The organism is Vreelandella sp. L-15 (genome assembly GCF_056857635.1).
The window spans coordinates 23,479-48,326 of the sequence record NZ_JBSXNN010000027.1 but is presented as its reverse complement, the minus strand read 5'-3'; the positions used below and the strand labels follow the sequence as shown (position 1 = coordinate 48,326).

At 55.6% G+C, this 24,848-nt stretch carries 23 protein-coding genes; 12 read left to right on the top strand and 11 right to left on the bottom strand.

What is annotated here, in order from left to right; all coding sequences use genetic code 11:
* Positions 1-19: 19 nt before the first annotated feature.
* The 4 genes from AC13CY_RS02815 (at position 20) to AC13CY_RS02800 (ending at position 4,414) form a co-directional block, all read left to right on the top strand.
* Complete coding sequence (locus tag AC13CY_RS02815) at positions 20-1,375, top strand: cbb3-type cytochrome c oxidase subunit I (protein ID WP_230835102.1); 1,356 nt, start codon at positions 20-22, stop codon at positions 1,373-1,375.
* Between the two features lie 64 nt (positions 1,376-1,439).
* Positions 1,440-2,252: a CbbQ/NirQ/NorQ/GpvN family protein gene (locus AC13CY_RS02810; protein ID WP_230835225.1), complete on the top strand. Its 813-nt coding sequence runs from the start codon at positions 1,440-1,442 to the stop codon at positions 2,250-2,252.
* 9 nt (positions 2,253-2,261) lie between these two features.
* A complete protein-coding gene (locus tag AC13CY_RS02805) occupies positions 2,262-4,205 on the top strand; it encodes a nitric oxide reductase activation protein NorD (RefSeq protein ID WP_230835227.1) in 1,944 nt (647 codons plus the stop codon).
* A gap of 11 nt (positions 4,206-4,216) precedes the next feature.
* Entirely contained in the window at positions 4,217-4,414 is a 198-nt protein-coding gene (locus AC13CY_RS02800; protein WP_230835229.1) for a hypothetical protein, read from the top strand.
* A 40-nt stretch (positions 4,415-4,454) separates the two neighbouring features.
* Here AC13CY_RS02800 and AC13CY_RS02795 read toward each other — a convergent pair whose 3' ends face one another.
* The 3 genes from AC13CY_RS02795 to AC13CY_RS02785 all read right to left on the bottom strand — a co-directional run bounded on the left by AC13CY_RS02795 (position 4,455) and on the right by AC13CY_RS02785 (position 5,799).
* Complete coding sequence (locus tag AC13CY_RS02795) at positions 4,455-4,757, bottom strand: cytochrome C oxidase subunit IV family protein (protein WP_022523543.1); 303 nt, start codon at positions 4,755-4,757, stop codon at positions 4,455-4,457.
* Positions 4,758-4,772: 15 nt separating this feature from the next.
* Positions 4,773-5,339 (bottom strand): cytochrome c oxidase subunit 3 family protein, encoded by a 567-nt coding sequence (locus tag AC13CY_RS02790; RefSeq protein WP_230835231.1) that lies wholly within the window; start codon positions 5,337-5,339, stop codon positions 4,773-4,775.
* A gap of 145 nt (positions 5,340-5,484) precedes the next feature.
* Entirely contained in the window at positions 5,485-5,799 is a 315-nt protein-coding gene (locus tag AC13CY_RS02785; protein WP_289125881.1) for a c-type cytochrome, read from the bottom strand.
* 281 nt (positions 5,800-6,080) lie between these two features.
* On the opposite strand from AC13CY_RS02785, the gene ubiT reads away from it, so the two are divergent.
* Positions 6,081-6,578, top strand: a complete 498-nt coding sequence (gene ubiT / locus AC13CY_RS02780; RefSeq protein ID WP_230835098.1) for a ubiquinone anaerobic biosynthesis accessory factor UbiT — start codon at positions 6,081-6,083, stop codon at positions 6,576-6,578.
* A 57-nt stretch (positions 6,579-6,635) separates the two neighbouring features.
* Here ubiT and hmpA read toward each other — a convergent pair whose 3' ends face one another.
* Positions 6,636-7,808: an NO-inducible flavohemoprotein gene (hmpA, locus tag AC13CY_RS02775; RefSeq protein WP_230835097.1), complete on the bottom strand. Its 1,173-nt coding sequence runs from the start codon at positions 7,806-7,808 to the stop codon at positions 6,636-6,638.
* Positions 7,809-8,072: 264 nt separating this feature from the next.
* Here hmpA and AC13CY_RS02770 point away from each other — a divergent pair, with 264 nt between their 5' ends.
* Positions 8,073-9,284: an NnrS family protein gene (locus AC13CY_RS02770; RefSeq protein ID WP_230835096.1), complete on the top strand. Its 1,212-nt coding sequence runs from the start codon at positions 8,073-8,075 to the stop codon at positions 9,282-9,284.
* Positions 9,285-9,356: 72 nt separating this feature from the next.
* Here the strand turns inward: AC13CY_RS02770 and AC13CY_RS02765 are convergent, their stop codons facing one another.
* The 7 genes from AC13CY_RS02765 to ubiU all read right to left on the bottom strand — a co-directional run bounded on the left by AC13CY_RS02765 (position 9,357) and on the right by ubiU (position 15,364).
* Positions 9,357-9,833: a DUF4870 family protein gene (locus AC13CY_RS02765; RefSeq protein WP_230835095.1), complete on the bottom strand. Its 477-nt coding sequence runs from the start codon at positions 9,831-9,833 to the stop codon at positions 9,357-9,359.
* 127 nt (positions 9,834-9,960) lie between these two features.
* Positions 9,961-10,407, bottom strand: a complete 447-nt coding sequence (locus AC13CY_RS02760) for an Rrf2 family transcriptional regulator (protein WP_022523538.1) — start codon at positions 10,405-10,407, stop codon at positions 9,961-9,963.
* A 119-nt stretch (positions 10,408-10,526) separates the two neighbouring features.
* On the bottom strand, positions 10,527-11,276 hold the full coding sequence (locus tag AC13CY_RS02755) for an anaerobic ribonucleoside-triphosphate reductase activating protein (RefSeq protein ID WP_230835094.1): 750 nt from the start codon (positions 11,274-11,276) through the stop codon (positions 10,527-10,529).
* Between the two features lie 70 nt (positions 11,277-11,346).
* Complete coding sequence (nrdD, locus tag AC13CY_RS02750) at positions 11,347-11,511, bottom strand: anaerobic ribonucleoside-triphosphate reductase (RefSeq protein ID WP_027959384.1); 165 nt, start codon at positions 11,509-11,511, stop codon at positions 11,347-11,349.
* 44 nt (positions 11,512-11,555) lie between these two features.
* The gene (locus AC13CY_RS02745; protein WP_483052270.1) at positions 11,556-13,307 is read right to left on the bottom strand and encodes a ribonucleoside triphosphate reductase; all 1,752 of its coding nucleotides are present in this window, start codon (positions 13,305-13,307) and stop codon (positions 11,556-11,558) included.
* Between the two features lie 137 nt (positions 13,308-13,444).
* Entirely contained in the window at positions 13,445-14,359 is a 915-nt protein-coding gene (locus AC13CY_RS02740; RefSeq protein WP_483052269.1) for a U32 family peptidase, read from the bottom strand.
* 9 nt (positions 14,360-14,368) lie between these two features.
* Positions 14,369-15,364, bottom strand: a complete 996-nt coding sequence (ubiU, locus tag AC13CY_RS02735; protein ID WP_483052268.1) for a ubiquinone anaerobic biosynthesis protein UbiU — start codon at positions 15,362-15,364, stop codon at positions 14,369-14,371.
* Between the two features lie 201 nt (positions 15,365-15,565).
* On the opposite strand from ubiU, the gene hemN reads away from it, so the two are divergent.
* The 6 genes from hemN (at position 15,566) to AC13CY_RS02705 (ending at position 24,830) form a co-directional block, all read left to right on the top strand.
* Positions 15,566-16,951, top strand: a complete 1,386-nt coding sequence (hemN, locus tag AC13CY_RS02730) for an oxygen-independent coproporphyrinogen III oxidase (protein ID WP_483052272.1) — start codon at positions 15,566-15,568, stop codon at positions 16,949-16,951.
* Positions 16,952-17,125: 174 nt separating this feature from the next.
* A complete protein-coding gene (locus AC13CY_RS02725; protein ID WP_483052267.1) occupies positions 17,126-20,908 on the top strand; it encodes a nitrate reductase subunit alpha in 3,783 nt (1,260 codons plus the stop codon).
* Positions 20,905-22,467 carry a nitrate reductase subunit beta gene (gene narH / locus AC13CY_RS02720; RefSeq protein WP_483052266.1) on the top strand — a complete coding sequence of 521 codons (1,563 nt, stop codon included), beginning with the start codon at positions 20,905-20,907 and terminating at the stop codon, positions 22,465-22,467. The genes AC13CY_RS02725 and narH overlap by 4 nt, the downstream gene beginning before the upstream one ends.
* Entirely contained in the window at positions 22,460-23,272 is an 813-nt protein-coding gene (gene narJ / locus AC13CY_RS02715) for a nitrate reductase molybdenum cofactor assembly chaperone (protein WP_483052265.1), read from the top strand. Before narH ends, narJ begins: the two co-directional genes overlap by 8 nt.
* A gap of 13 nt (positions 23,273-23,285) precedes the next feature.
* Positions 23,286-23,969: a respiratory nitrate reductase subunit gamma gene (gene narI, locus AC13CY_RS02710; protein WP_062362493.1), complete on the top strand. Its 684-nt coding sequence runs from the start codon at positions 23,286-23,288 to the stop codon at positions 23,967-23,969.
* A gap of 39 nt (positions 23,970-24,008) precedes the next feature.
* Positions 24,009-24,830, top strand: coding sequence for a peptidylprolyl isomerase (locus tag AC13CY_RS02705; protein WP_062362490.1), 822 nt, complete (start codon positions 24,009-24,011; stop codon positions 24,828-24,830).
* Positions 24,831-24,848: the final 18 nt, after the last annotated feature.

Sequence of the window (24,848 nt, the reverse complement as noted above, 5' to 3'; positions counted from 1 at the left end):
AATCAAGGAGAACCGCACAATGAAATATGAAACCCAGAAGGTTGCTTTACCCTTTTTTATGGTGGCCATGGCGCTATTTACGCTACAAATAGTCTTCGGACTGCTGGCCGCCACCGTCTATGCTTGGCCTAACTTTATGGCCGAAGTGATGCCCTTTCATATCATGCGTGTCAGCCATACCAATCTGTTGATTGTGTGGCTGCTGATCGGTTTTATGGGCTGTACCTACTATTTGATGCCAGAGGAAGCCGAGCGGGAAATTCATAGCCCCAATTTGGCGTATATCCAGCTGGCGATCTTTGCTTTTGCTGGCGCCGCTGCTCTGGTCGGCTACCAGTTCGGTATCCATGAAGGGCGCGAGTTTCTTGAGCAACCGTTCTGGGTGAAAATACTCATCACCATTTCTTTTCTAATGTTTCTTTTCAATACCAGCATGACGCTGCTCAAGGGCCGCAAGACCGCTATCAATCTGGTGCTAATGCTGGGGCTTTGGCTAGCGGCAGTGTTTTGGTTATTCGCTTTCTATAACCCGACCAACCTGGCGGTAGATAAACTCTACTGGTGGTGGGTGGTACACCTCTGGGTGGAAGGCGTATGGGAATTGATCATGGCTTCCTTGCTGGGTTACCTGCTGATCAAAATGACCGGTGTGGATCGCGAAGTGATCGAAAAATGGCTCTATATCATTGTTGGGTTGGCACTGTTCTCCGGCCTGCTGGGCACCGGGCACCACTACTACTGGATTGGCGCACCTGGCTACTGGCAGCCCATCGGCAGTATCTTCTCGACGCTTGAAGTGGCGCCTTTCTTCGCCATGGTGGTATTCGCCTTTACCATGTTCTGGAAGGGCAGTCGTAACCACCCTAATAAAGCGGCCATGCTATGGGCCTTAGGCTGCCCAACCATTGCCTTCTTCGGCGCTGGTGTGTGGGGCTTTATGCATACCCTTTCGTTCGTGAATTACTACAGCCATGGTACTCAGGTAACCGCCGCTCATGGCCATCTGGCTTTCTATGGTGCCTATGTGATGCTGATTCTTGGCGTGATTACCTACGCCATGCCGCAGATCCGCCGCGTGCAGCCTTATAATCAAGTGCTGAACATGTGGGGCTTCTGGATCGTCACCAGTGCTATGTGCTTCATGACGTTTACCCTGACCTTCGCCGGGGTCGTGCAGACTCACTTACAGCGCGTCCTGGGCATGAATTACATGGAAGTGCAGGATCAATTAGGCCTGTTCTACATCATGCGTCTGGGTGCTGGTGTAGCCGTGGCCGTGGGGGCAGTCATGCTTCTCTACTCCTTCTTCGGGCCCGCCCGAGAGCAGGTGCCAGCCGGCGGTACACAAGTCACTGCTGGGGCAGGCTCGGCCTGAATTAAACGGCCCTTCGGGGCCGTTTTTGCTTCCTTTATTTATTTTCCGGCAATGGAGTCTCCCCATGCCTCTTTCTTCTGTCGCTAATCCTATTGATGAACGTGAAATACCTTTCTACGAGAACGTCGGCAACGAATGCGCTATGTTTGAGCACGCCTTTCGCCAACGTTTGCCGCTGTTACTTAAAGGCCCCACCGGGTGTGGTAAAACACGTTTTGTTAGCCATATGGCCGCTAAGCTGGGCCGCCCACTATTCACTGTTTCATGTCACGACGACCTGACTTCAGCCGACCTTACAGGCCGCTATCTGTTGCAGGGCGGCGAGACCCGCTGGGTCGATGGCCCGCTTACTCGCGCAGTGCGCGAAGGGGGTATCTGCTATCTCGATGAGGTGGTAGAAGCGCGTAAAGATGTCACCGTGGTGCTTCACCCGCTCACCGATGACCGCCGACTACTGCCGTTGGAACGTACCGGGGAACTGCTCGAAGCGCCGGATGACTTCATGCTGGTAGTGTCTTACAACCCTGGTTATCAGCATATTCTCAAATCGCTTAAACCGAGTACCCGCCAGCGCTTCCTGGCCATGTCATTTGATTTTCCACCACCCAAAGTCGAGCGCGATATTGTCGCGCGGGAGAGTGGTTTGTCCGGTGAGCAGTGCGCCGCGCTGGTCAATCTTGCCGCCAGTCTGCGGGCCATGAAGGGGCAGGATTTAGAAGAGGGTGTTTCTACTCGCCTGTTAGTTTACTGCGCTACCCTGATTGCTGCCGGGGTGCCCATTTTGGAAGCTGCCCGGGCTACTTTAGTGGAGCCGCTGAGTGATGACGCAGATGTTCAGGAAGGGCTGATGGAAGCCATTCACGCAACCTTTGGGTGAGGGCAGGGCATGCTTGATTTTCTTGAAGTCGAGGAGTTTGTAGGCCGCCATTGGCACCGATGGGCTTCCAGTGCGGCAAGTTACCCTGACCATCCCGAAGCCGCAGTGCGCCTTGAAACGCTGCGGCCCATGCTCGGCGTCTTTTTCCGCGCCGGAGGGGGCGAGGCGGGTATCGATGTTGCTGCTATTGCGGGGCGTAGTTCGTCGCATCGCTTATCCTTACGTCAAAGGCTTGGGCTTGATGAGGAGGTGCTCGATCAAGCACGCCGTGACGAAGAAAGCCTGTTGTTACCGTCACGCATTGCCTTGTTCGCCGAGGCTTCCCTGAACCGGGATCTCTACCTTTGGCTGGTAGCGTACCTGGCGGTGACCCGGCATGTGCACGTCGTCGAAGATCCGCTACAGCAAGACCTTCTCCAACTGCGTGAAGTAAACCGGGCGACTCGGGCTGTATTGGCCCACTTCCCTGGGCTCGCTCAGCGTCACGCCAGGTTATGTCAGGCATTGCTGGCCATTCGCCCTCAGCGCAAGCGCTTGCCGCCGATGGAAGCAGCGCTTGAATCCGTTCTCTGTGCCCAGCTGGGAGAAACGCCGCCCAAGGCTGGCTGGGCCGAAGTGATGCATATCGCTATCCTCGACGAGACCCTGCCTTTGGACAAGTTTCATGCGCCGCGTGGATACCGGCCGCCACTGCCGGTGCCGCTATGGGGGCAAGCCGTTGCCCTGGGTACCCATAAACAAGCACGAACCGAGCAGGAAGATGATGAGGCGCTGGTTCCAGGGAAGAATTCGCCACAAGATGATCACGGTAAACGTAAGGCTGACCGGCGCGAGCAGGATCAGGCCGACCGCGATGACTCTTTAATGCTCAATGCATCCGAAAAGATGCTTTCCTGGGCCGAAATGGTCAATCTCAATCGCCATGTAGAGGATGAAGACGACGATGAGGCAAAACAGGCGGCCGATCAGATTGATGAAATTGTGCTCAGTGCTAACCGTAAGAAGGCGGCTTCCAAGTTAAAGCTTGATCTTGATCTGGCGCCCGGTGAGGTGAGTGGGGGAAGGCTGCGTGGGCGCCATACCTATCCGGAATGGAATCATCGTAAGCAAATCTATATGCCTGACCACTGTGTGGTACTCAGCGATGTGCAGAGCGAGGAGGGGGAGAACTGGCAGCCGGATGAAACGACAAGACGGCGCATTCGCCGAGTCCGACGCGAGTTTGAAGCACTTCGGCCGCGTCGTGAGACGCTACGTGGCCAGCTGGATGGCAGCGAGCTGGATATGGACGCCGTCATTCGCTCCCGCTGCGATATGGCGGCGACCGGTGAAGCCAGCGACCGTCTCTATCAAGCTAGCCGCACTCAGGCAAGGGATTTGGCGGTTTCAATCCTGGTCGATGTATCTCTTTCCACTGAGGCTTGGCTGGAAGATCGGCGGGTGCTGGATGTGGCTAAAGAGGCGCTGCTGGTATTGGGACACGGCCTTGCGGGGTGCGGCGACGACTATGCCATTCACAGCTTTACCTCGCACCGTCGTCACCGTGTTTGGGTCAATACGCTGAAAAGTTTCGATGAGCCAATGGGCGAGCGGGTGTCACGGCGGATCGCAGCGCTCAAACCAGGCCACTACACGCGTATGGGGCCCGCTATTCGGCACCTTTCCCAAGCGCTTGCCAAACGGCCCAATCGGCACCGGTTGCTGCTACTGCTGACCGACGGTAAGCCTAACGATACCGACTATTATGAAGGGCGATATGGTATAGAGGATACGCGCAAAGCGGTACTTGAAGCGCGAAGGGAAGAAGTGCGGGTATTCGGGGTAACGATTGACCGGGAGGCGGGGCGCTATATCCCTCACCTGTTCGGGCGGGGTGGTTATGCCATTGTCCAGCGTCCGGAGCATCTCTCCTTGGCGCTGCCGAGTATCTACCGCCAGATTATTGCTTCCTAAGGAGATTATCTATGTTGCGCTTGCGCCTCGTAGTGGCGATTAGTCTGTGGGCTTTGGTCGCTTTAGGGATCGTCGTGCCGCTGGTATGGCTTATCAATAACCGTGATTGGGGCGTAGCGTTGATGTTGCTGGTTCCCTTTATCGTTTATGGTTTGATGCGGCTGGGGCGGTGGCTGGAAGCCTGGGCAAATGCCGCGCAGCGGCCTTGAGGTACTGATTCCGCACTTCGCTAAATCCAATCCTGTGAGGCTACCCCACTAAATGAAAGCGACCGGCCAGGTAGCCCGCGGCAATCAGCGTTAACGTTAATAGTGTCAGGGCAATGAAAACTCCCTTCCAGGCTGGGGTCGCAGCGCGCAAGTTTAAATAGACCATGAGCACACAGTGGGCTTTGAAACCGGTCGCCATCATTATCATGGCGGCTGACCATAGGGGAAGCGCCTGCCAGTCGGTGGTCTGATCTAGCCGAGCGGAAACCATGGAAACCAGGGTTAGCGCCATTAATACGCCCCAAGTAATCAGTAAACGTCGTGTACCGGGCAGTGCCCTCATTGTTTCCTCACAAAATTATCTCAGCAGATAAATTAGTGGATAAAGCAGGATCCAAATCAAGTCCACCATATGCCAGAAGGCTGCCGCCGTTTCTACGTTCTCGGTAGAGGTGCGCCAGCTCACTAAGCCTAGTAGCGCTAAGCCGAATACAACGTGAGCAAAATGAAAGGCGGTTAAACCATAGTAAAAACCAAAAAAAGCGTTCGTTTCTGGCGTTATTCCAGCAGCAAACTTATTTGTATACTCGAAAACCTTAATGACACAGAACAGTACGCCCAACAGTATAGCGGCACTTAACCACTGTCGGCTGCGCTGTATGCGCTTAGCGCTAATCGCCTCAACGGCAAAGGCTACAAATAGTCCGCTGGTCAAGAGCACCAGGGTATTGAGGCCGCCCAACATCGGGTCAAGCTGTTGTTGGGATGCAGTGAATAGTGCAGGGTCAAGGGCTCGTTGACCGGCATAGAGCGCAAAGAAGGCGGTGAAAACCAGCATTTCGCTCAGTATCAATACCCACATCAATGGATTGCCGGGTAGGGCTGAAAGCGGCCCCCAGCCGGGATTGGGCAGGTCGCGCCTCATTAATCCTCCACTCTATAAGCGGTTAGCCAGGTTTCACAAGGATGCCCGGCAATTCCAAACGTATTTTCCGAGCTACGTTGAACGCCCCCAGTCAATGGTTTTGGCCGAGGACGATTCGTCACGACTGCCTATATCGCGGGTAGGTCTATTCAGCAGCTTTAACCATAAAATCGACGGCTGCTTGTACCTCTTCGTCGCTAAGACTCATGTTTCCACCTTTAGGCGGCATGGCGTTGAAGCCATTGATTGAGTGCTCATAGAGGGTGTCGATGCCTTTTTCGATTCGGGGCTCCCATGCCTCGCTATCACCCTTAATAGGCGCACCAGCAGCCCCTGTCATGTGGCAAGCCATGCAGGCCTGGTTATAAATCGCCTCGCCATTAGTTTCTGCCTGAGCAGTGACTGAAAACACCATGGCAGCACCGGCGGTAATAAGAGCATTAAATAATGGTTTCATCATGGTTCTCCTCACTTTTTTATGGTCGTAGGCGCTATGATTCCAATTTGGATGCTTGAATGCGCATCTCTTGGCCTGGCAGGGGTAATGCTGAAGCAACGTTAGCTAACAACTGAGGTGTTAATACGCTACAAAAAGATAATTTTATTAAGATACACTTTATATGCATCTTAATGCTGGCGCAATACATAGTCTTGACGCATGTCATTATCGTACGTCTCAGCAACGCTTAGCATCAGTGACCTAGTATTTGCCGATAATGCCTTTACCTCGGAGTATTTATTATGGCGTTGCTGCCTTTATCTTTTCATTCGCCTGCTTTTTCAATTTTCCCGCCTTTTACCCCTAATAAGGCGATTCGTGTTCTGGATCCGCGTGTTCCTTTTGCCATCAAGCGACGCCTCGTGGAACCTTTACTCAACCGTACTTTTGCTATACCGCTCGCAGAGGGGGAATTCGATGCTTTGGAAGGTCGGCGCATTAGTCTCACCATCGCCGATTTGGGTGTGACGTTAATTCTGACGCTTGAATCGCAGCGCTTGATATTATGTCGCGAGAAAGGCGAGGCAACCATTCGGGGAGGTTGGCGTGAATTCTTGTGCCTTGCCACGCGCCGCGAGGATCCCGACAGCCTGTTTTTCCAGCGTCGCTTAATCATTGAAGGGGATACAGAGCTGGGGTTGACGCTCAAGAATCTACTTGACGGTTGTGAGGAAGGCCTTGCACAAGGGTGTTTGGGGGAACTGTTATTGGGGCTGGAGCGTTTGGTGCGTAAAGAGTGACCCAGGCTTCTGAAATGTTCACAAGCGGCCCCGGGTATATCCCGAGGCCGCCCATTATTAAGCTGCGTCGAGGGGGCGCGAGGGGCCAAAGTGCTCAAAGTGTCGGCGATCCTCGTCGACACCCAGTTCGGACAAAGCGCTGTTAATCGCTGTCATGAATCCTTGAGGGCCGACGAAATAGCAGCGTGCCTTAAGATCAGGCAAATAGTGAGCTAATAAGCTGCGGTCGATACGACCAATATGTTCGGCTTCGTTGCCGCGCTCATGAATGCGGACAGCCTTAAGACGTTGAGGATACTCGCTCTTCAGCGTTTCTAATTCGCCTTTAAAGGCCTGGTGGTCGGCATCCAGGGCAGCGTGTAGATAGGTGACTTGCCGCCCAAGGGACAAGGCATGTCTTGCCATGGGAAGCAGGGGCGTTTGCCCAACGCCGCCGCTGGCAAGCAGCAGAGGCTCGTCACCTTCAATCAGCGTGAGGTCACCTGCTGGCGGTAACAGTTCCAAGGTGTCGCCGGGTTGTAAGACATCGTGGAAGTGGCGGCTGACTTGGCCCTGTTCTTCGCGTTTGATCGAGATTCGATAGCTTTGGCCATTTGGCGTGTCTGAGAGGCTGTAATGCCGATAAACCAGCTCGCCATTAATGGTTAGGCGTACACCGATATACTGACCTGGCTCATGGTCAGCCACACGACCTCCATCCTCGGGCTCAAGGACAAATGAGCGAATTAAAGTACTTTCCTGCTGGGTACTGGCAATCTTGAAACGGCGTGTGCCGCGCCATCCGCCCGGGCGCTGCTCAAACTCACGATAGCGCTGGTCTTCGAGGTCGATTAACAGAGCGGCAAGCTCGTTATATAGAGCGCCCCATGCATCGGCGATTTCCGGGGTGACAGCTTCACCCAGCACTTCGCCAATCGCTGCCAGCAGGCATTCGCCAACAATAGGGTACTGCTCGGGAAGAATGCCTAGAGAGACGTGTTTGCTGACCACAACATCCAGAGTAGCCCGCGCCTGAGCTGGATTACTGCGTAGTTGCACATAGGCCAACACGGCGTTGGCCAGGGCACGGGGCTGACCACCGCTTTGCTGATGAACCTCATTAAAGAGGGGCTTGACCTCTGGGTAACGGGTAAACATCAGCGGATAGAAGCGCTGTGTAATCGCATTCAGGTGTTCGGCCACGACGGGAGCTGTCGCGTTGATCAGCTTTTCCTGCTCATGTGTTAGCACGGATAATACCTCAATCGTTAAGATTCATTGCAAATACATCTTAACGTCAAAAACTATAAATACCAACCAGGAAGGTGCCTTGTTAAGGAGAGGGGCTGCTAGCTATTTGAATAACAAGGCCTGAATATAATGCAAAAGCGCTTGGTATCGAGCGACGATGAAGCTTATCTGAGTCTATAAGATGCATTTTTGATACTTGTCATGGTTTTTGTAATTGGCCTGGCGCACAATGCAAATCCAAGTAATTCAGTGGGGTATTATGCTATGTCGACTATCACCTCCTCCCAACCTGCCTCCAAGCTCAAGCAGCTGCCGTTGTTGCGGCTGGCTTTTCGGCCCTTTTTCCTGTTGGCAGCGCTGTTCAGTATTTTATCTCTACTGGTATGGCTGGGCTTTTGGCATGGCAATATTTTGCTGCGCCCTTATGGCGGCCTGGTGTTCTGGCATCAGCATGAAATGTTGTTTGGTTTTGCCGCAGCGGTGATCGGAGGGTTTTTGCTCACCGCTGTACGAAACTGGACAGGATTGCCAAGCTTAAACGGCGGGCCGCTATTGGGACTGGTGGTGTTATGGCTATTGGGTAGAGTGCTGATGGCTTTTCCCATGGATTTGCCAGGATGGCTGCTGCTGGCGGTTGACCTTGCATTTCTTCCCGTGGTCGCCATTGTTATGGCGCGACTGGTCATTACCGCAAAGCGGTGGCGCAACTTGATCTTTATACCTGTGCTGTTGCTATTTGCCACGGCTAATCTGGCGATGCACTTAGGGGTGATGCAGGGTGACGCCGAGCTGATCCGCCAAGCCGCCTACTTGGCCGTACTGTTGATCACACTGATGATGACCGTAGTGGGCGGGCGCGTGATTGCCATGTTCACTGCCAATCGCTTGGGCCGCACCAAACCTGAACCTATTGCTTTACTCGAAGGAGTGACGCTGGTGAGTACGGCTGGCGTAGTCGTGCTGCAGCTGGTCATCATGTTGGGGGTTGCCATTCCTGCTTTATTAATGGGGGGAGTGATGCTCTTAGCGGCGTTGGCCAATACTGTTCGCATGGCGCGTTGGGGTGGGTTGCATAGCTGGCGTGAACCTTTACTTTGGGGACTGCACGGCAGCTACGCCTGCATTCCGCTAGGTCTTGTCATGTGGGTCTTGGCACTCATGGGGCTGATGCGCGTTGAACTTGCCGTGCACGCCCTGACCATTGGTGGCATGGGCACCATGATGCTGGCCATGATGGCCAGAGTTTCGCTAGGTCATACGGGCCGCCCCATACGCACTTTGCCCGGTATTGGTGTGGCGCTGGGCTTAATGCTAATAGCCGCCTTGGTGCGCTCACCCGTCTTGGCGTTATTTCCCCAGATCACCCACTGGACCTATACGCTGGGCATCATCTTCTGGTGCGTGGCCTACGCAATATTCGTCGTGCACTACACTTGGCCGTTGCTGCAGGCGCGAGTCGACGGTCAGGATGGCTGAACGAATAATAGATGGCGCCTGCATCCGTCTGGGTGCAGGCGTATTAAAACCATTGAGGTATTTAAACGCTCATTAGCGATCAGCCAGGGTGACCCGGGCACCGCCAAAGGCAAGACTGCGTGGGTTAGCCACTGGACGGTTGTTGGTGAGGTGGGTAATGCCTACTCCGCAACGGCCCACCATCCAGATCAGGCAGGCTGTAAAATAGAGGTAACCCAGAGCCCAGGGAGCTACGGCGGGTAGCCCGAGCCAGCCCAGTAGATGCCAAATTCCCGTGAACAACACCCCGCCTAAAAGTCCTACCCAAAACGTTCTAATTTGAAACTGCAAATGGGAATCGACCCACTCCTCGGCATCGTTTCTCTTCATGTGGGCAATGAGTACCCCTATGGGGGCGGTGACCACCGCTAACACGCTACCCAGAAAGAGCATATAGACAACGATAGCCGTGCCACGCCCGCGGCTTTTCTTAAACGTATTAGAGGAAGTCGACGTTGAAGTGGACTCGGAGTGAGATGCGGAGGGTATGGAGGATGGGGAGATAGCCATAGAGTACCTCATTCGGCAAAGTGGGAATCATTAATAGCGTGTTAAAATGCATTTTTAATGCATTTATTTTAGAGCAACTATGCAGAATTTCCTTAGCTGAAATTAATAGGGTTGTTTCTAGTGATCGTTAGACATTGACGGTGGGGATACGCATTAGTCCTGCCAACTGCGGGTAACGATTGGACAACACATCTGCCAGAGTATAGCGGTCAAGCACCTCCAGAAACGCTGACAAGGCTTCGTTTAGAATGGGCTGGAGCCGACACGAGGGAGTAATGATGCAGTTGTTATCGCTATGAAAGCACTCGACTAGCTCCATGCCATGTTCCATTTCGCGCACTAGTTTACCTAGCACGATAGTAGCGGGGTCTCGCGTGAGCAATAGGCCACCGTTCTTGCCCCGAATAGCGGTAACGTAGTTCTTCTGGCTAAGCTCCTGAACGACTTTCATCAGATGATTGCGAGAAATATCAAAGGTCTCTGCGATCTCATTGATAGTAGAACGCTCTTCGCCTTTCACGGCGAGAAAGATCAGCACGCGTATTGAATAATCGGTGAATCGAGTGAGATGCATGGAGTGCGCTTTGCTCCGAGAGTAATCCAACTGTAAAAGAAACATGTTGTATGAACGTTCAGTAAGTTGCAATCAGAACATGGGGGTATTAATGCTGACCTGAGTCAAGAAGGAAAGCGTTATTGCCTTAGCTCAAGCTGGTCAAAGTGCGGTTTCAAACGGCTTACCAGCGCATTCATCTGAGCTGTAGATGGAGTATTGGCAACTGGCTGAGAATAGGTAGGGTCGAAGCATTGCTCGCTGCGGGCCACCTGCAGCGCATAGTGGCGTACCCCACAGTCGGCAAGACTCAGTGCCAGGCGTTCCACATCGGCAAGCTGAAAATCTTTCCAGTGAATGGTGGTACGGCACTCGAAATTGAGTCCGCTGTCGAGCAAAGCCTCCAAGCTACGGGCATGCAATTGCCAGATGCCGGGACGGCCGCAGATGCGGTCAAACGCTTTTCCGCGTCCTTTTACATCCAGCCCCACCCAGTCAAGGTGCGGTAATAGCTGGGTGAGGCGGTCAGGATAAGGGCCGGCGGTATGTAGTCCCACCTTAAAGCCCAATGCTTTCACTTCCTTTACTGCATCGGACAAATCGGCATTCAGGGTGGGCTCACCACCGCTGAAAACCACCGCTTCCAGCAGGCCTTGCCGGGTGCTCAGGAATTCCAGTATCGCTTGCCACTCCTGGGGTTCACCTCGGCGTGGCGGGATCATGTTGGGATTGTGGCAGTAGCCGCAGCGTAGCGGGCAGCCTTGGAGAAAGACAACGCACGCCAGATGATCGGGATAATCCAGGGTGGTCATGGGCACAAGGCCGGCAATCGGCAGCCGAATCGAAGATAATTTAGTTGTGATGTCGTCAAGTGTCGTCTGCATAGCCATAGTGATATCCCTCTGCTGGGGCGCCTGTCGCCAGACCCCCCAGCCGTCGTTAGAGAAAAGTGAAGGCTAGCTACCGAGAGGCGGCGGCTTCAGTAAAATGGCGGCGCTCCTGGTGTTCGGCACGTTTGCCGATATTGAACTGACTTACCGGGCGGTGGTAACCCATGACACGGGTCCAGACTTCGCAGCGCTGGCGCTGCTCAGTGGGCAAGCTAGCATATTGAGAGGTTTGCATTAGCGTGTTCCTTAAACGAGTTGATAAAAAGTGAGGCAAATGCCTCAAGCCGTGGCGGCGTCGATTGCGCTCGCCGTTTTTGCCCACAGTGCTTCGTCGCACTTGGGGCAGAACTCATGTTCACCCGCCAGGTAGCCATGTACCGGGCAGATCGAAAAGGTGGGTGTGACTGTGAGGTAGGGTAAGCGAAAGTGAGAGAGCGCCGTTTTAACCAGCTTGCGACAGGCTGAGGCCGAGGTAATCCGTTCGCGCATATAGAGATGCAATACCGTGCCACCGGTGTAGCGAGTCTGTAAGGGGTCTTGATGGCTCAGTGCCTCAAAGGGATCATCGGTATGACCCACCGGCAATTGGCTGGAATTGGTGTAGTAGGGCGCCTCGGGTGTACCGGCCTGACGAATGTCAGGAAAGCGCGTCAGATCCTCCCGGGCAAAGCGGTGCGTGGTGCCCTCTGCAGGGGTAGCTTCAAGGTTATACATATGGCCGGTCTGTTCTTGAAATTCGCGCATCCGCTCCCGGACGTGGTCAAGAAGATCCAGCGCCAGCTGCAGCCCTTGGGCGTCGGCGATATCGCAGCGATCCCCAGTAAAGTTGCGCACCATTTCGTTGAGCCCATTCACACCCAGAGTAGAGAAATGATTGCGTAACGTGCCCAGGTAGCGCTGGGTAAAGGGGTAGAGCCCCTGATCCATTAGTTGCTGAATGCGCTCGCGCTTGAGTTCGAGGCTATCGCGCCCGAGCGACAGTAAGCGATCCAGCTCGTTGAACAGCCCTGCTCGGTCGCCGGCAAAGCGGTAACCCAGCCGGGCGCAGTTGATCGTCACTACTCCCAACGATCCGGTTTGCTCCGCGCTGCCGAACAGACCGTTGCCGCGTTTGAGCAGCTCACTTAAATCAAGCTGCAGGCGGCAGCACATGGAACGCACCATGTGGGGTTCCAGATCCGAATTTAGAAAGTTTTGAAAGTAGGGCAGGCCGTACTTGGCGGTCAGTGCAAAAAGTCGCTCGGCGTTGTCGCTTTCCCAGTCGAAATCATGGGTGATGTTATAAGTGGGTATCGGGAAGGTGAACACACGCCCGTGGCGATCCCCGGCCTCCATCACTTCCAAATAGGCCCGGTTGATCAAGTCCATTTCAACCTGCAGTTCGCCGTAACTGAACGGCTGCTCCTCTCCGCCGATAACCGGTACCTGTTGGCGCAAGTCGTCGGGGCAGACCCAGTCGAAGGTTAGGTTGGTGAAGGGTGTCTGACTACCCCAGCGCGAAGGCACATTGAGGTTGTAGATGAATTCCTGAAGCGCCTGCTTGACCTGTGCATAGGTGAGTCTGTCCTTGCGCACGTAGGGTGCCAGATAGGTATCGAAAGAGCTGAAGGCTTGTGCCCCTGCCCACTCGTTCTGCAAGGTGCCAAGAAAATTAACCATTTGCCCCAGGGCACTTGAAAGGTGGCGGGGCGGGTTGCTTTCGGCTCGTCCCGGCACCCCATTGAATCCCTCTAGAAGCAAAGTACGTAGCGACCAGCCGGCGCAATAGCCGCACAGCATATCCAGGTCGTGAATATGCAAATCACCTTCCCTATGAGCTTCCCCCACGGCGTGGGGGTAAATCTCATCGAGCCAGTAGTTGGCTATCAACTTGCCCGAGACGTTGAGGATTAAACCGCCCAATGAATAGCCCTGGTTGGCATTGGCGTGAACACGCCAGTCGGCGCGTTGGAGGTACTCATTGACCGTCGAGGCGACGTCAATATGATGCTTTGCTACCTGAACGCTTGTGGAGCTTTTCACCCAATTCACCTATATATGCTAGATTTAATAAAAATAAATACTATATGTGGTGCTAAAGGGTAAGCGTTCAGGATTTTGCAATAAATGATCCAGATCAAAAATGGTGGGGAAAAATAGTAAGACGTGGTGGCGCCTAGGCTATGGCTTTAGCCAGTCATCGTGCGGGTGTTATCCATGCCCGGTCGGCCATACCAGTAACCGTCGCAGATTTCAGCATCCACCAGCGTTAAAGGATCGGGCGTAGCTAACCTGCCGTGGCGGGACTGATCGAAAGCCTTGACCACCTCGGCCATGCCTTCCGCTCTTGGGCTGAGACGTGCCACTGATACCCCCATATCCGCCATGACCGTCAGTTCATGGCGCAGATCCTGGCAGGCGCTGGAAAGGGTTTGAATACCGTTCAGGGTAAAAACATCCCGGGATTCTTGTGAACGTAGCACCAAGCCTTCGGGGTACTTTTGGCAGACGAACTTGCAGCGGTCTTTGGGTGTTTGGTGACGCCGGGCGGTAAAGCAGCGTGACGACCAGGCCAAGGGGAGATGACCGTAGGCGAATACTTCGCATGGGTGGGGAATGCCTGCCTGGTGGCAATCGTGAATAAGCTTGGCTAAGTCTTGCTGTGACATTTCCACCGGCGCTTGCCAACGCCGCATGCCGGCACGGGCCATAACGCCCAGTGTCGCCGGGTTGTAGAGGTTGAGCGCAGCACCGGCGATAAACGGCAGTCCGGCACTGGAGAGGCGCTGCAGGGCACTTTGGTCATTGGCCTCGACGATAAAATCACCGTTGTCACACAGCTTGCGCAAGTCACGCAGATCAGCCTCAGACTCGATCAAGGTCTGGCTGGCGAGTACCACCTGCTTGCCCGCCTGGGTGAGCTCGCGCCCAATGCCTAGCCAGTCGTCCAGTTTCATATCGCGACGCCTGGAGCAGACGGTCTCGCCTAGGGTAACGATCTCCACCGGCCAGTCGGCTGCTTCGCGGTAGAAATTGGCGTAGCGCTCTTGTGTCCAGTAGAACAGTACCGGGCCCAGGGACAGTTGCAGAGTCGGGGTAGACATGGAGAGCTCCTATTTCCAGCGTCGCTCGTAGGCGCCTAAGGTAGTGGTAGCACCTTCGGAAAGCTCGGCAAGGCCAGCCATCCAGGCATGTTCTGGTTGAAAGCGTCCAGGCGCATCTTCAAGACGGTCCAGTGCCTGACGCCAAATGCCGGCTACTTTAGACACATACGCGGGACTGCGCTGGCGGCCTTCAATTTTAACTGCGCTAATACCCAGTTCACGCAATTCGGGCAACAGTTCCAGGGTGTTGAGGCTAGTGGGTTCTTCAATGGCGTGATAGGTCTCACCGCCCACCTCAAAGCGGCCTTTGCACAGGGTGGGGTAGCCTGCGCGTACACCTTCCGCGTAGCGGTCAATAAGCACATTGTTAAGCCGCGATTCTAGACCTTGGGGCGTCTCTTCCCAGCGAACATGTGCCGCAGGTGAGCAGACGCCTCGAGTATTGGGTGAATCGCCGGTGAGGTAGGAAGAGAGGTAGCAGCGGCCTTCCGCCATAATGCATAAGCTACCAAAGGCAAACACTTCGAGTTCCACTGGCGTTTGCTTGGCTAAGTCACGTACCTGGGTGATAGATAACACTCGGGGCAATACGGCACGCGTGATGCCAAAGTGGTCATGGTAGAAACGTAGTGCTTCATGGCTGGTGGCCGACCCTTGTACCGACAGGTGACGAGCCACGTTGGGGTGGCGCTGGGCGGCGTAATCAAGTAGCCCCATATCGGCTAGAATTAAAGCATCGACGCCTAGGTCGGCCGCCTGATCCACGGCGCGGGTCCACTGTTGCCAGCCATCGGGTTGGGGGTAGGTGTTAATCGCGCAAAGTATTCGTTTGCCGCGTTGATGGGCGTAGTCGATCCCTTCGCGGGCGCGCTTGTCGGTGAAATTTAGCCCAGCAAACTGGCGCGCATTCGTCGCATTTTGAAAACCGAAGTAAACGGCATCGGCTCCTTCATCCACCGCACGCTTCAAGGCGGGCAAGTTGCCAGCAGGGCATACAAGCTCCATTGCGAAGACTCCTTAAGATGAAAACCTGAGCATAGTAGTCGCCTATTGTTTGCCTCCCTTTGACTCAGGTCATTATGAGAAGGCTTTCAAAGGGGACGGAACGCCGCAGGGCCATGCGATGGATGCAGGTTTTTTTAAAACGTATACTGTATGAATATTAACCAGCGCTTGCTGCGCCTACCGCTAGAGACTCCGTTAATTATGCAAGACGAGCCGTTGTTCAACCGCCCCCTGGTAGAAAAGTATGACCGGCCAGGACCCCGCTACACCTCCTACCCGACGGCGCCACAGTTTCATGCGGCGTTTGCCGAGGATGACTACCGCAGCGCCGCCGAGCGCAGTAATCAGGCTGAAGAACCAAAGCCACTGTCGGTTTATGTACATATCCCGTTCTGCAAAAGCCTGTGCTACTACTGCGCCTGCAATAAAATCATTACTCATAACACCGAGCGGGCAGCGGAGTATCTTCAGTGGCTAAAGCAGGAGATTAGCGTTCAAGGAGCGCTGTTCGATAGCACGCGACGAATAACGCAGCTTCACCTAGGGGGCGGCACGCCCACTTATCTGAGTAACGCTCAGTTGGGCGAGTTGATGGCGACATTGGATGATGCCTTTCATTTTGCCGCGCCTGAAGAGCGCGAGTTTTCGCTAGAATTAGACCCGCGCACGGTAACCTCCGAGCAGGTGTATGAACTGTTCGCACTAGGGTTCAATCGGTTGAGCTTCGGCGTGCAGGATTTTGATCACGAGGTGCAGCAAGCGGTCAACCGCGTGCAGAGCGAAGAGCAGGTGGTCTCGCTGGTTAAGGCCGCCCGTGACGCCGGCTTTGAATCGGTCAGTGTGGATTTGATCTATGGCCTACCGCTACAGACGGTAGCCAGTTTTGATACCACGCTGAGCAAGATTATTGATCTGCAACCAGATCGCATTGCCGCTTACAGCTACGCTCATTTACCGGAATTGTTCAAGGCTCAGCGATTGATCCGCCCTGAGGATATGCCGCCGCCAGAGCGCAAGCTGGAGCTGTTGGAGCTAACGATCAATCGCCTGACCGCTGCTGGTTACGTCTACATCGGTATGGACCACTTCGCTCTGCCGGATGACGAGCTGAGCGTGGCCCGTGAAAATGGCACGTTGCAGCGTAACTTTCAGGGCTATTCGACCCACGCCGATTGCGACATGATTGGGTTAGGCATCACCTCCATCGGCAAGGTGGGGGATACCTACAGTCAAAACGTGAAAGAGACGGCCCAGTACCAGCACCGACTGGACGAGGGGCGTTTACCGGTCTTCCGTGGCTATCGCCTCAGCGATGACGACATCCTACGTCGTGATGTCATCAATACCCTGATGTGTCACGGCCATCTTGAGTTCGCTGCTATCGAGGCTCGCCACGGCATTGAGTTTGGCAGTTACTTCGCCAAGGCATTGAAGGAGCTGGAAGAGATGGCCGACGATGGCTTGATTGCCTTGCGCAACGATGAAGTCGAGGTGTTGCCGGCGGGCCGGTTAATGATCCGCAATCTCGCCATGGCGTTTGATGCTTACCTGACGCCGAAGGAAAATCGCTACTCGCGGACCGTATAATGACATGGGTAGCTAGTGTCTATTCCTTAACGTTTTCTGCTCTATCACCTTGGGGGTAGATGGGGTGTATATGGAGGTAATCACGCAGTAATTCTGGTGTCGATCGCGCAGACTCCTCTCTATGGAACCCGCCTGACGGGTAATGCAAATTTCCGAGGAGCCTGGAGATCGACCATGAGTCACTTCATAGATCGGCTGAATTTCTTCCGCAAGGCCCGCGAGCCCTTCGCCAACGAACACGGTGAACTGCGCAGCGAATCCCGCCAATGGGAAGATAGTTATCGTGCCCGCTGGCAGCACGACAAAGTGGTCCGCAGCACCCACGGTGTTAACTGCACCGGTTCGTGTAGCTGGAAAATTTACGTTAAAAACGGTCTGGTAACCTGGGAGACCCAGCAGACCGACTACCCCCGCACCCGCCCCGACCTGCCCAACCATGAGCCGCGTGGCTGCCCGCGCGGTGCCAGCTACTCCTGGTACATGTATAGCGCCAACCGTCTTAAGTACCCATTGGTTCGTAAGCCACTGCTGGCGCTATGGCGCGAAGCGCTTAAGGCACATCCCGACCCGGTCGATGCGTGGGCGTCGATTGTTGAAGACCCCGCCAAGACCAAGCAGTACAAGCGTGCTCGCGGCATGGGTGGCTTTGTGCGTGGTGACTGGGACGAGTTAAACGAGCTGGTGGCGGCTTCGAACGTTTACACCGCCAAACAGTATGGCCCCGACCGGATCATCGGCTTCTCGCCAATTCCCGCCATGTCGATGGTCAGCTATGCGGCCGGCAGCCGCTACCTGTCGTTGATCGGTGGTGTCTGCATGAGCTTCTATGACTGGTACTGCGACTTGCCTCCCGCGTCGCCCATGACCTGGGGCGAGCAGACCGATGTACCTGAATCTGCCGATTGGTATAACTCCGGCTACATCATCGCTTGGGGTTCCAACGTCCCTCAGACGCGTACCCCGGATGCCCACTTCTTTACCGAAGTGCGCTACAAAGGCACCAAAACCGTCTCGATTACGCCGGACTACGCTGAGGTCTCCAAGCTCACCGACGAGTGGCTCTCTGCCAAGCAGGGCACCGACGCCGCGCTAGCCATGGCCATGGGGCATGTCATTCTCAAAGAGTTCCACCTCGACAACCCCAGTGCCTACTTCACTGACTACGTGCGCCGCTATACCGATATGCCGTTCCTGGTGGAACTAGAAGCGCGTGCGGATGGCAGTTTCGCGCCGGGCCGCCAATTGCGGGCCAGTGATTTTGATGCCGCCCTGGATCAGGAAAACAACCCTGAATGGAAAACCGTTGCCTGGGACGAAACCCGCGATCAGCTGGTAGTGCCGCGTGGCTCTATTGGTTTCCGCTGGGGTGAAACCGGCGACGAAGTGGGCAAGTGGAACCTGGAATCGCTGGATGCCGCAGGCACTGAAATCAAGCCGTTACTGAGTTTGGTCAACCACCACGACAGCGTCGCGCGCGTGGCGTTCCCTTACTTCGGCGGTATCGAGCACGAGCACTTTGAGCACGTCAAAGGAGCTGGCGTTGGTGCTGCTGACGACCTGCTGTTCCACAATTTGCCCGCCAAACGCTTGAAGAGAGCCGATGGCAGCGAAATGCTGGCGGTCACCGTTTTTGATCTGATGTGTGCCAACTACGGTATCGACCGTGGCTTTGTCGGCGACGGCGAAGATGATGGCGCGACCTCGTTTGATCAGATTCGCCCCTATACCCCCGCGTGGCAGGAGAAAATCACCGGTGTCTCGGCAGAGCAGTGCACCCGCATTGCCCGTGAATTTGCCGACAACGCTCATAAAACCAACGGCCGTAGCATGATCATCGTCGGTGCCGGTATGAATCACTGGTACCACATGGACATGAACTACCGCGGCCTGATTAACATGTTGGTCATGTGCGGCTGCATCGGTCAGAGCGGTGGCGGCTGGGCTCACTATGTGGGTCAGGAGAAATTGCGCCCGCAGACGGGCTGGACCCCGCTAGCCTTTGGCCTTGATTGGCAGCGTCCGCCGCGTCATATGAACTCCACCTCGTTCTTCTATAACCACTCCTCCCAGTGGCGCTACGAGAAGCTTGAGATTAAAGAAATTCTTTCGCCGTTGGCCAAGGCCGAGGATTACCCCGGTAGCCTGATCGACTTTAACGTGCGCGCTGAGCGTATGGGCTGGCTGCCGTCAGCACCTCAACTGGACGCTAACCCGCTGCGCCTGGCGAAAAAAGCTGAAGCCGCGGGTATGTCGACAGCCGACTATGCCGTTCAGCAGCTCAAGAGCGGCGAACTGCGCTTTGCCGCAGAAGACCCGGACGCGCCAGAGAACTTCCCGCGCAATATGTTCATCTGGCGCTCCAACCTGCTGGGCAGTTCCGGTAAGGGCCATGAGTATATGCTCAAGTACCTGCTGGGTACTCGTCACGGTATTCAGGGTAAAGACCTGGGCGACTTCGGCGGCCAGAAGCCCGAAGAAGTGGTATGGCGTGACGAGGCGCCGGAAGGCAAGCTCGACCTGCTGGTGACGCTGGATTTCCGCATGTCCACCACCTGCCTCTACTCGGATATCGTGCTGCCCACGGCGACCTGGTACGAGAAGGACGACCTTAACACCTCTGACATGCACCCCTTTATCCACCCGTTGACTGCCGCCACCGACCCCGCTTGGGAATCGCGCAGCGACTGGGATATTTACAAGGGTATTGCCAAGGCTTTCTCCAAGGTGTGTGTAGGCCACCTGGGCGAAGAGACCGACCTGGTCACGCTGCCGATGCAGCACGACTCGCCAGGAGAGTTGGCCCAGCCGGCGGTGATGGATTGGAAGAAGGGCGAATGCGCGCCGATTCCCGGCAAGACCATGCCATCACTGATCGAGGTCAAACGCAACTATCCCGAAACCTATGAGCGCTTCACCTCAGTAGGGCCGTTGCTGGAAAGCATCGGTAACGGTGGCAAGGGCATCGCTTGGAATACCGATGCTGAAGTCGAGCTGCTGGGCAAACTCAACCATCGCAAGTTGGATGGCCCACATAAAGGCCGCCCATTGATCGACAGCGCTATCGATGCCGCTGAGATGATTCTGACCCTGGCACCGGAAACCAACGGCGCCGTGGCAGTAAAAGCGTGGGATGCACTCTCCAAAATTACCGGGCGTGATCACACGCATTTGGCTAGGCCCAAACACGAAGAGAAAATTCGCTTTCGCGATATCGTCGCTCAGCCGCGCAAGATCATTTCCAGCCCGACCTGGTCCGGCCTAGAGGATGAGCACGTCTCCTATAACGCCGGTTACACCAATGTTCACGAGCTGATTCCCTGGCGCACCGTGAGTGGACGTCAGCAGTTCTATCAGGATCATGCCTGGATGCGCGCTTTCGGCGAAAGCCTGCTGGTCTATCGCCCGCCCATCGATACCAAGGCAGCCAAAGGCTTCACGCTGCCCGCCGACAATGGTTTCAAGAGCAAGGCGCTGAACTTCCTCACGCCGCACCAGAAGTGGGGCATTCACTCCACTTACTCCGACAATCTGCTGATGTTGACGCTCAACCGCGGCGGCCCGGTGGTGTGGCTCTCCGAGGCGGATGCAGCCGAGATCGATATCGAGGACAACGACTGGATCGAGGTCTACAACGCCAACGGCTCGATTGCCGCGCGGGCAGTGGTCAGCCAGCGGGTCAAGGCGGGCATGGTGATGATGTATCACGCTCAGGAGCGCAACGTGAACGTCCCAGGCTCTGAGGTCACCGGCACGCGGGGCGGTATTCACAACTCGGTCACCCGTGTCTGCCCCAAGCCAACCCATATGATCGGCGGCTACGCGCAGCTCTCTTACAGTTTTAATTATTACGGCACCGTCGGCTCAAACCGCGATGAGTTCGTGTTAGTGCGCAAGATGAAACACGTTGACTGGCTGGATGGTGAAGGCAATGACAGCGTTCAGGAGGCCGTGAAATGAAAATTCGTTCCCAGGTAGGCATGGTTCTCAACCTTGATAAGTGTATCGGTTGCCACACCTGTTCGGTGACCTGCAAAAATGTCTGGACCAGTCGCGAAGGTATGGAGTACGCCTGGTTCAACAATGTCGAGACTAAGCCCGGTATCGGCTATCCCAAAGAGTGGGAGAACCAGGCCAAGTGGAAGGGCGGCTGGATGCGCCGTACCGATGGCCGGATTGAACCGCGTATTGGTGGCAAATGGCGGGTGCTGGCGAATATCTTCGCCAACCCCGACCTGCCCGAAATGGACGACTACTATGAGCCGTTCACTTTCGACTACCAACACCTGCATACCGCCAAGATCGGCGAGCACCAGCCGGTGGCACGCCCACGCTCGCTGATTTCCGGTCAGCGCATGAAAAAGATCGAATGGGGCCCGAACTGGGAAGAGATCCTGGGCACCGAGTTCGCCAAGCGGCGTAAAGACGCCAACTTCGACAAGGTGCAGGCGGATATTTACGGCCAGTTTGAAAACACCTTCATGATGTACCTGCCGCGCCTGTGCGAGCACTGCTTGAATCCTACCTGTGTAGCGGCTTGCCCGAGCGGTGCCATCTACAAACGAGAAGAGGACGGCATCGTTCTAATCGACCAGGACAAGTGCCGTGGCTGGCGGATGTGTATCTCCGGCTGCCCCTACAAGAAGATCTACTACAACTGGAAAAGCGGTAAGTCCGAGAAGTGTATCTTCTGCTACCCGCGTATCGAGGCCGGTCAGCCAACTATCTGCTCCGAGACCTGTGTGGGCCGCATTCGCTATCTCGGTGTTCTGCTCTATGACGCTGACCGCATTGAAGAAGTGGCAAGCTCGCCGGATGAGCGTGATCTCTACCATCGCCAGTGCGAGATCTTCCTTGATCCCAATGATCCGGAAGTGATTGCCCAGGCCCGGCGGGATGGTATCCAGGAGAACGTCATCAAGGCGGCCCAAGCCTCACCGGTCTATAAGATGGCCATCGACTGGGGATTGGCGCTGCCGCTGCACCCGGAATACCGCACGCTGCCGATGGTGTGGTACGTGCCGCCGCTGTCGCCGATTCAGTCCGCCGCCGAGGCAGGCCATGTGGAGTTCGACGGCATCCTGCCCAAGATCGAATCACTACGTATCCCGGTGAAGTACCTGGCTAACCTGTTGACAGCCGGCGAGGAAGAGCCTGTGGTGTTGGCGCTCAAGCGCTTAATGGCGATGCGTGTCTACATGCGCGGCAAGCACGTGGAGGGTACCCCCAACGCCGAAGTGCTCGATGCCGTGGGGCTGAGCGTGGCCCAAGTAGAGGAGATGTACCGCTACCTGGCCATTGCCAACTACGAGGATCGTTTCGTGATCCCCACCAGCCATCGCGAGTTGGCCACCGAGGCCTTCCCCGAAAGGGGGGGATGCGGTTTTACCTTTGGCGATGGTTGCCACGGTGAGAGCCAATCCAGCCTGTTCAATGGCCGTAAGCAGACTAGCGTTTTGGTAAAACCGGTAGAGGTCTTCGACCCGCAGCCACAATTTGAGGAGTCTCGTCATGACTGAAGCCGCTACCCAATCGCCCACCCCGGTAGAGCCGTCGTTCGAGCCGCTACAGGGTATGCGAAGCCTGCGCGTACTGGCCCGCCTGCTCGATTACCCGACCCAGGAACTGCAGGATGCCAGCGGTGAACTCATCGAAATCCTCAATGCCGAGCGCCGCCTGGGGGCGGCTCTCAAGTCGTCGCTAATGGTGTGGTGTCAGCGTCTCCAAGATGGTGACTTGCTTGAGCTGCAGGCCGAGTACGTCGCCATGTTCGATAAGGGACGGGCTACCTCGCTGCTGCTATTCGAACACGTTCACGGCGAGTCCCGTGATCGTGGTCAGGCCATGGTGGATCTTATGGCTGAGTACAGCGCGGCCGGGTTCGAGTTGGATGCCCGTGAACTGCCCGATCATCTACCGGTATTTCTTGAATACCTTTCGATGTGCGACGAAGCCGAGATCGGCCGCTGGCTGGGCGAAATACGCCATATCCTGGCGCTGCTGACCGCACGACTGGAGGAGCGGGGAGCGGATCACGCGCTAGTACCGCTGTCACTTTTGGCGTTAATTGGGGCCGAGGGCGAGGTCGAAGAGCATCGGCCCCAGGTCAAAAAAGAAGCGCCTGACAACACGCCCGAAGCATTGGACGCCGTATGGGAAGAAGAGGCAGTACGCTTCTCGGCCACTTCTGACGAAGACTGCGCGCTGCAGTCTGCGGAAGGGCGGCGGCTTGCTGAACGCAAGAATGCGGTGCACAGCGACCCCGTCAAAATCATGCCGTCCGCCTGGAGCGCTTCCCCTCCCTCAACCGTGGCCGATCGCTAAAAGGAGAAACGCCATGTTCATAGAATATCTGCAACATCTTATCTACGGCTATTACCCCTACCTGGCCGGTACGGTGTTCTTGGTCGGCAGTCTCATGCGTTACGACCAAGGCCAGTTCACCTGGAAGACCGGCTCCAGCCAAATGCTGTCCTCAAAAAACATGCGCCTGGCCAGCAACCTGTTCCATATCGGGATTATCGTCATCTTCTTCGGTCATTTGGTGGGCATGCTCACGCCACACTGGGTCTATGCGCCTTTCCTGCATGCCGGTACCAAACAGCTGATTGCCATCGTGGTCGGCGGTATCGCCGGTGCCATGTGCGTGGTGGGCGGCGCCATGTTGCTCTATCGGCGAGTGGTCAATCCTCGCGTAAAGGCGTCGTCGAGCATGATGGATACCTTGATCCTGGGTTTGATCGTCTTACAGGCATGTCTTGGCATGGTGACCATCATTTTCTCGCTAGGCCATATGGACGGCGAGATGATGTTGACACTCTCCAGCTGGGCGCAATCCATCGTCTTCTTTAGCGGCGGCGCAGCGGACTATATGCAGGAAGTGTCATGGATCTACAAACTGCATATCTTTATCGGTCTGACCATCATCCTGCTGTTCCCCTTCTCGCGCTTGGTGCATGTGTGGAGCGTACCGTTTGGCTATGTGACCCGGCGCTATCAGCTTGTCCGCCGTCGCGCCTAAACACTTGCTGTGCTTGCCCAGGCCTAGAGGAGAAATAACATGCAGATGATTGATATCGAACAACTACCAGGGGGTGTCGCCCCGCCTCCGGTGCGCGTCGGCGACGCTAGTATCGATGAAGCAACGATTGCGTTAGAGATGCAGTATCACCCCGCCGAAACGGCGGGGGAGGCCCAGCTTCAGGCGGCTCGTGCCTTAGTGGTTAGAGAGCTGCTGCGCCAGCGAGCTAACGTCCTGGGTCTACTATCGACACAGGAAGCCAGCGAAGCGCAGGAGGATGCGGCGATTGCTGCCTTGCTTGAGCAGGAACTTGAGGTGCCCGAGCCGGGAGAAGCCGATTGCCAACGCTTTTTTGATACCCACCGTGAGCGCTTCAGCGAGCCGACCCAGCTACGTGTAAGGCATATTCTGCTAGCAGCGGCGCCAGATGACTCCCAGGGCCGCGATGACGCGTACCAGCTTGGCGAAAAACTGCTTAAAGAACTTAATTCCATACCCGAGCGGTTTGCCGAATTTGCGCAATACCACTCCGCGTGCCCTTCAAAAGAGATGGATGGTGATTTGGGCTGGCTAGTGTCAGGCCAGACCGTTCCTGAGCTGGATCGCGCTTTGCAGCACCTGCCCGAAGGCCTTCACGAGCGCCCCTTGGCGTCTCGCTATGGCTGGCATGTAGTAATCATTGACGAACGGCGTGAAGGGCGGGCGTTACCTTTCGATCAGGTGGCCGACCGAGTGCGCCACAGCCTCCGGGAGCAGGCGACGCGACGTGCGTTGCGCCACTATTTGCTGGCGTTAGAGAGCGAAATAGGCGTCGAGGGGATTGTTCTGGATGACGATGCTGGCGGCAGCTTGATGCAGTAGGAAAGCTAATAGGAGAGG

Coding starts and splice junctions, on each gene's coding strand:
- AC13CY_RS02815 (WP_230835102.1), top strand. CDS start 20: ATGAAATATGAAACCCAGAAGGTTGCTTTACCCTTTTTTATGGTGGCC.
- nrdD (WP_027959384.1), bottom strand. CDS start 11,511: ATGCAAACCTCTCAATATGCTAGCTTGCCCACTGAGCAGCGCCAGCGC.
- hemN (WP_483052272.1), top strand. CDS start 15,566: ATGCAAGACGAGCCGTTGTTCAACCGCCCCCTGGTAGAAAAGTATGAC.
- AC13CY_RS02790 (WP_230835231.1), bottom strand. CDS start 5,339: ATGAGGCGCGACCTGCCCAATCCCGGCTGGGGGCCGCTTTCAGCCCTA.
- narI (WP_062362493.1), top strand. CDS start 23,286: ATGTTCATAGAATATCTGCAACATCTTATCTACGGCTATTACCCCTAC.
- AC13CY_RS02755 (WP_230835094.1), bottom strand. CDS start 11,276: ATGGCTATGCAGACGACACTTGACGACATCACAACTAAATTATCTTCG.
- AC13CY_RS02760 (WP_022523538.1), bottom strand. CDS start 10,407: ATGCATCTCACTCGATTCACCGATTATTCAATACGCGTGCTGATCTTT.
- AC13CY_RS02785 (WP_289125881.1), bottom strand. CDS start 5,799: ATGATGAAACCATTATTTAATGCTCTTATTACCGCCGGTGCTGCCATG.
- ubiT (WP_230835098.1), top strand. CDS start 6,081: ATGGCGTTGCTGCCTTTATCTTTTCATTCGCCTGCTTTTTCAATTTTC.
- AC13CY_RS02805 (WP_230835227.1), top strand. CDS start 2,262: ATGCTTGATTTTCTTGAAGTCGAGGAGTTTGTAGGCCGCCATTGGCAC.
- AC13CY_RS02765 (WP_230835095.1), bottom strand. CDS start 9,833: ATGGCTATCTCCCCATCCTCCATACCCTCCGCATCTCACTCCGAGTCC.
- AC13CY_RS02770 (WP_230835096.1), top strand. CDS start 8,073: ATGTCGACTATCACCTCCTCCCAACCTGCCTCCAAGCTCAAGCAGCTG.
- AC13CY_RS02800 (WP_230835229.1), top strand. CDS start 4,217: ATGTTGCGCTTGCGCCTCGTAGTGGCGATTAGTCTGTGGGCTTTGGTC.
- AC13CY_RS02725 (WP_483052267.1), top strand. CDS start 17,126: ATGAGTCACTTCATAGATCGGCTGAATTTCTTCCGCAAGGCCCGCGAG.
- AC13CY_RS02705 (WP_062362490.1), top strand. CDS start 24,009: ATGCAGATGATTGATATCGAACAACTACCAGGGGGTGTCGCCCCGCCT.
- AC13CY_RS02795 (WP_022523543.1), bottom strand. CDS start 4,757: ATGAGGGCACTGCCCGGTACACGACGTTTACTGATTACTTGGGGCGTA.
- AC13CY_RS02810 (WP_230835225.1), top strand. CDS start 1,440: ATGCCTCTTTCTTCTGTCGCTAATCCTATTGATGAACGTGAAATACCT.
- AC13CY_RS02740 (WP_483052269.1), bottom strand. CDS start 14,359: ATGTCTACCCCGACTCTGCAACTGTCCCTGGGCCCGGTACTGTTCTAC.
- narJ (WP_483052265.1), top strand. CDS start 22,460: ATGACTGAAGCCGCTACCCAATCGCCCACCCCGGTAGAGCCGTCGTTC.
- ubiU (WP_483052268.1), bottom strand. CDS start 15,364: ATGGAGCTTGTATGCCCTGCTGGCAACTTGCCCGCCTTGAAGCGTGCG.
- narH (WP_483052266.1), top strand. CDS start 20,905: ATGAAAATTCGTTCCCAGGTAGGCATGGTTCTCAACCTTGATAAGTGT.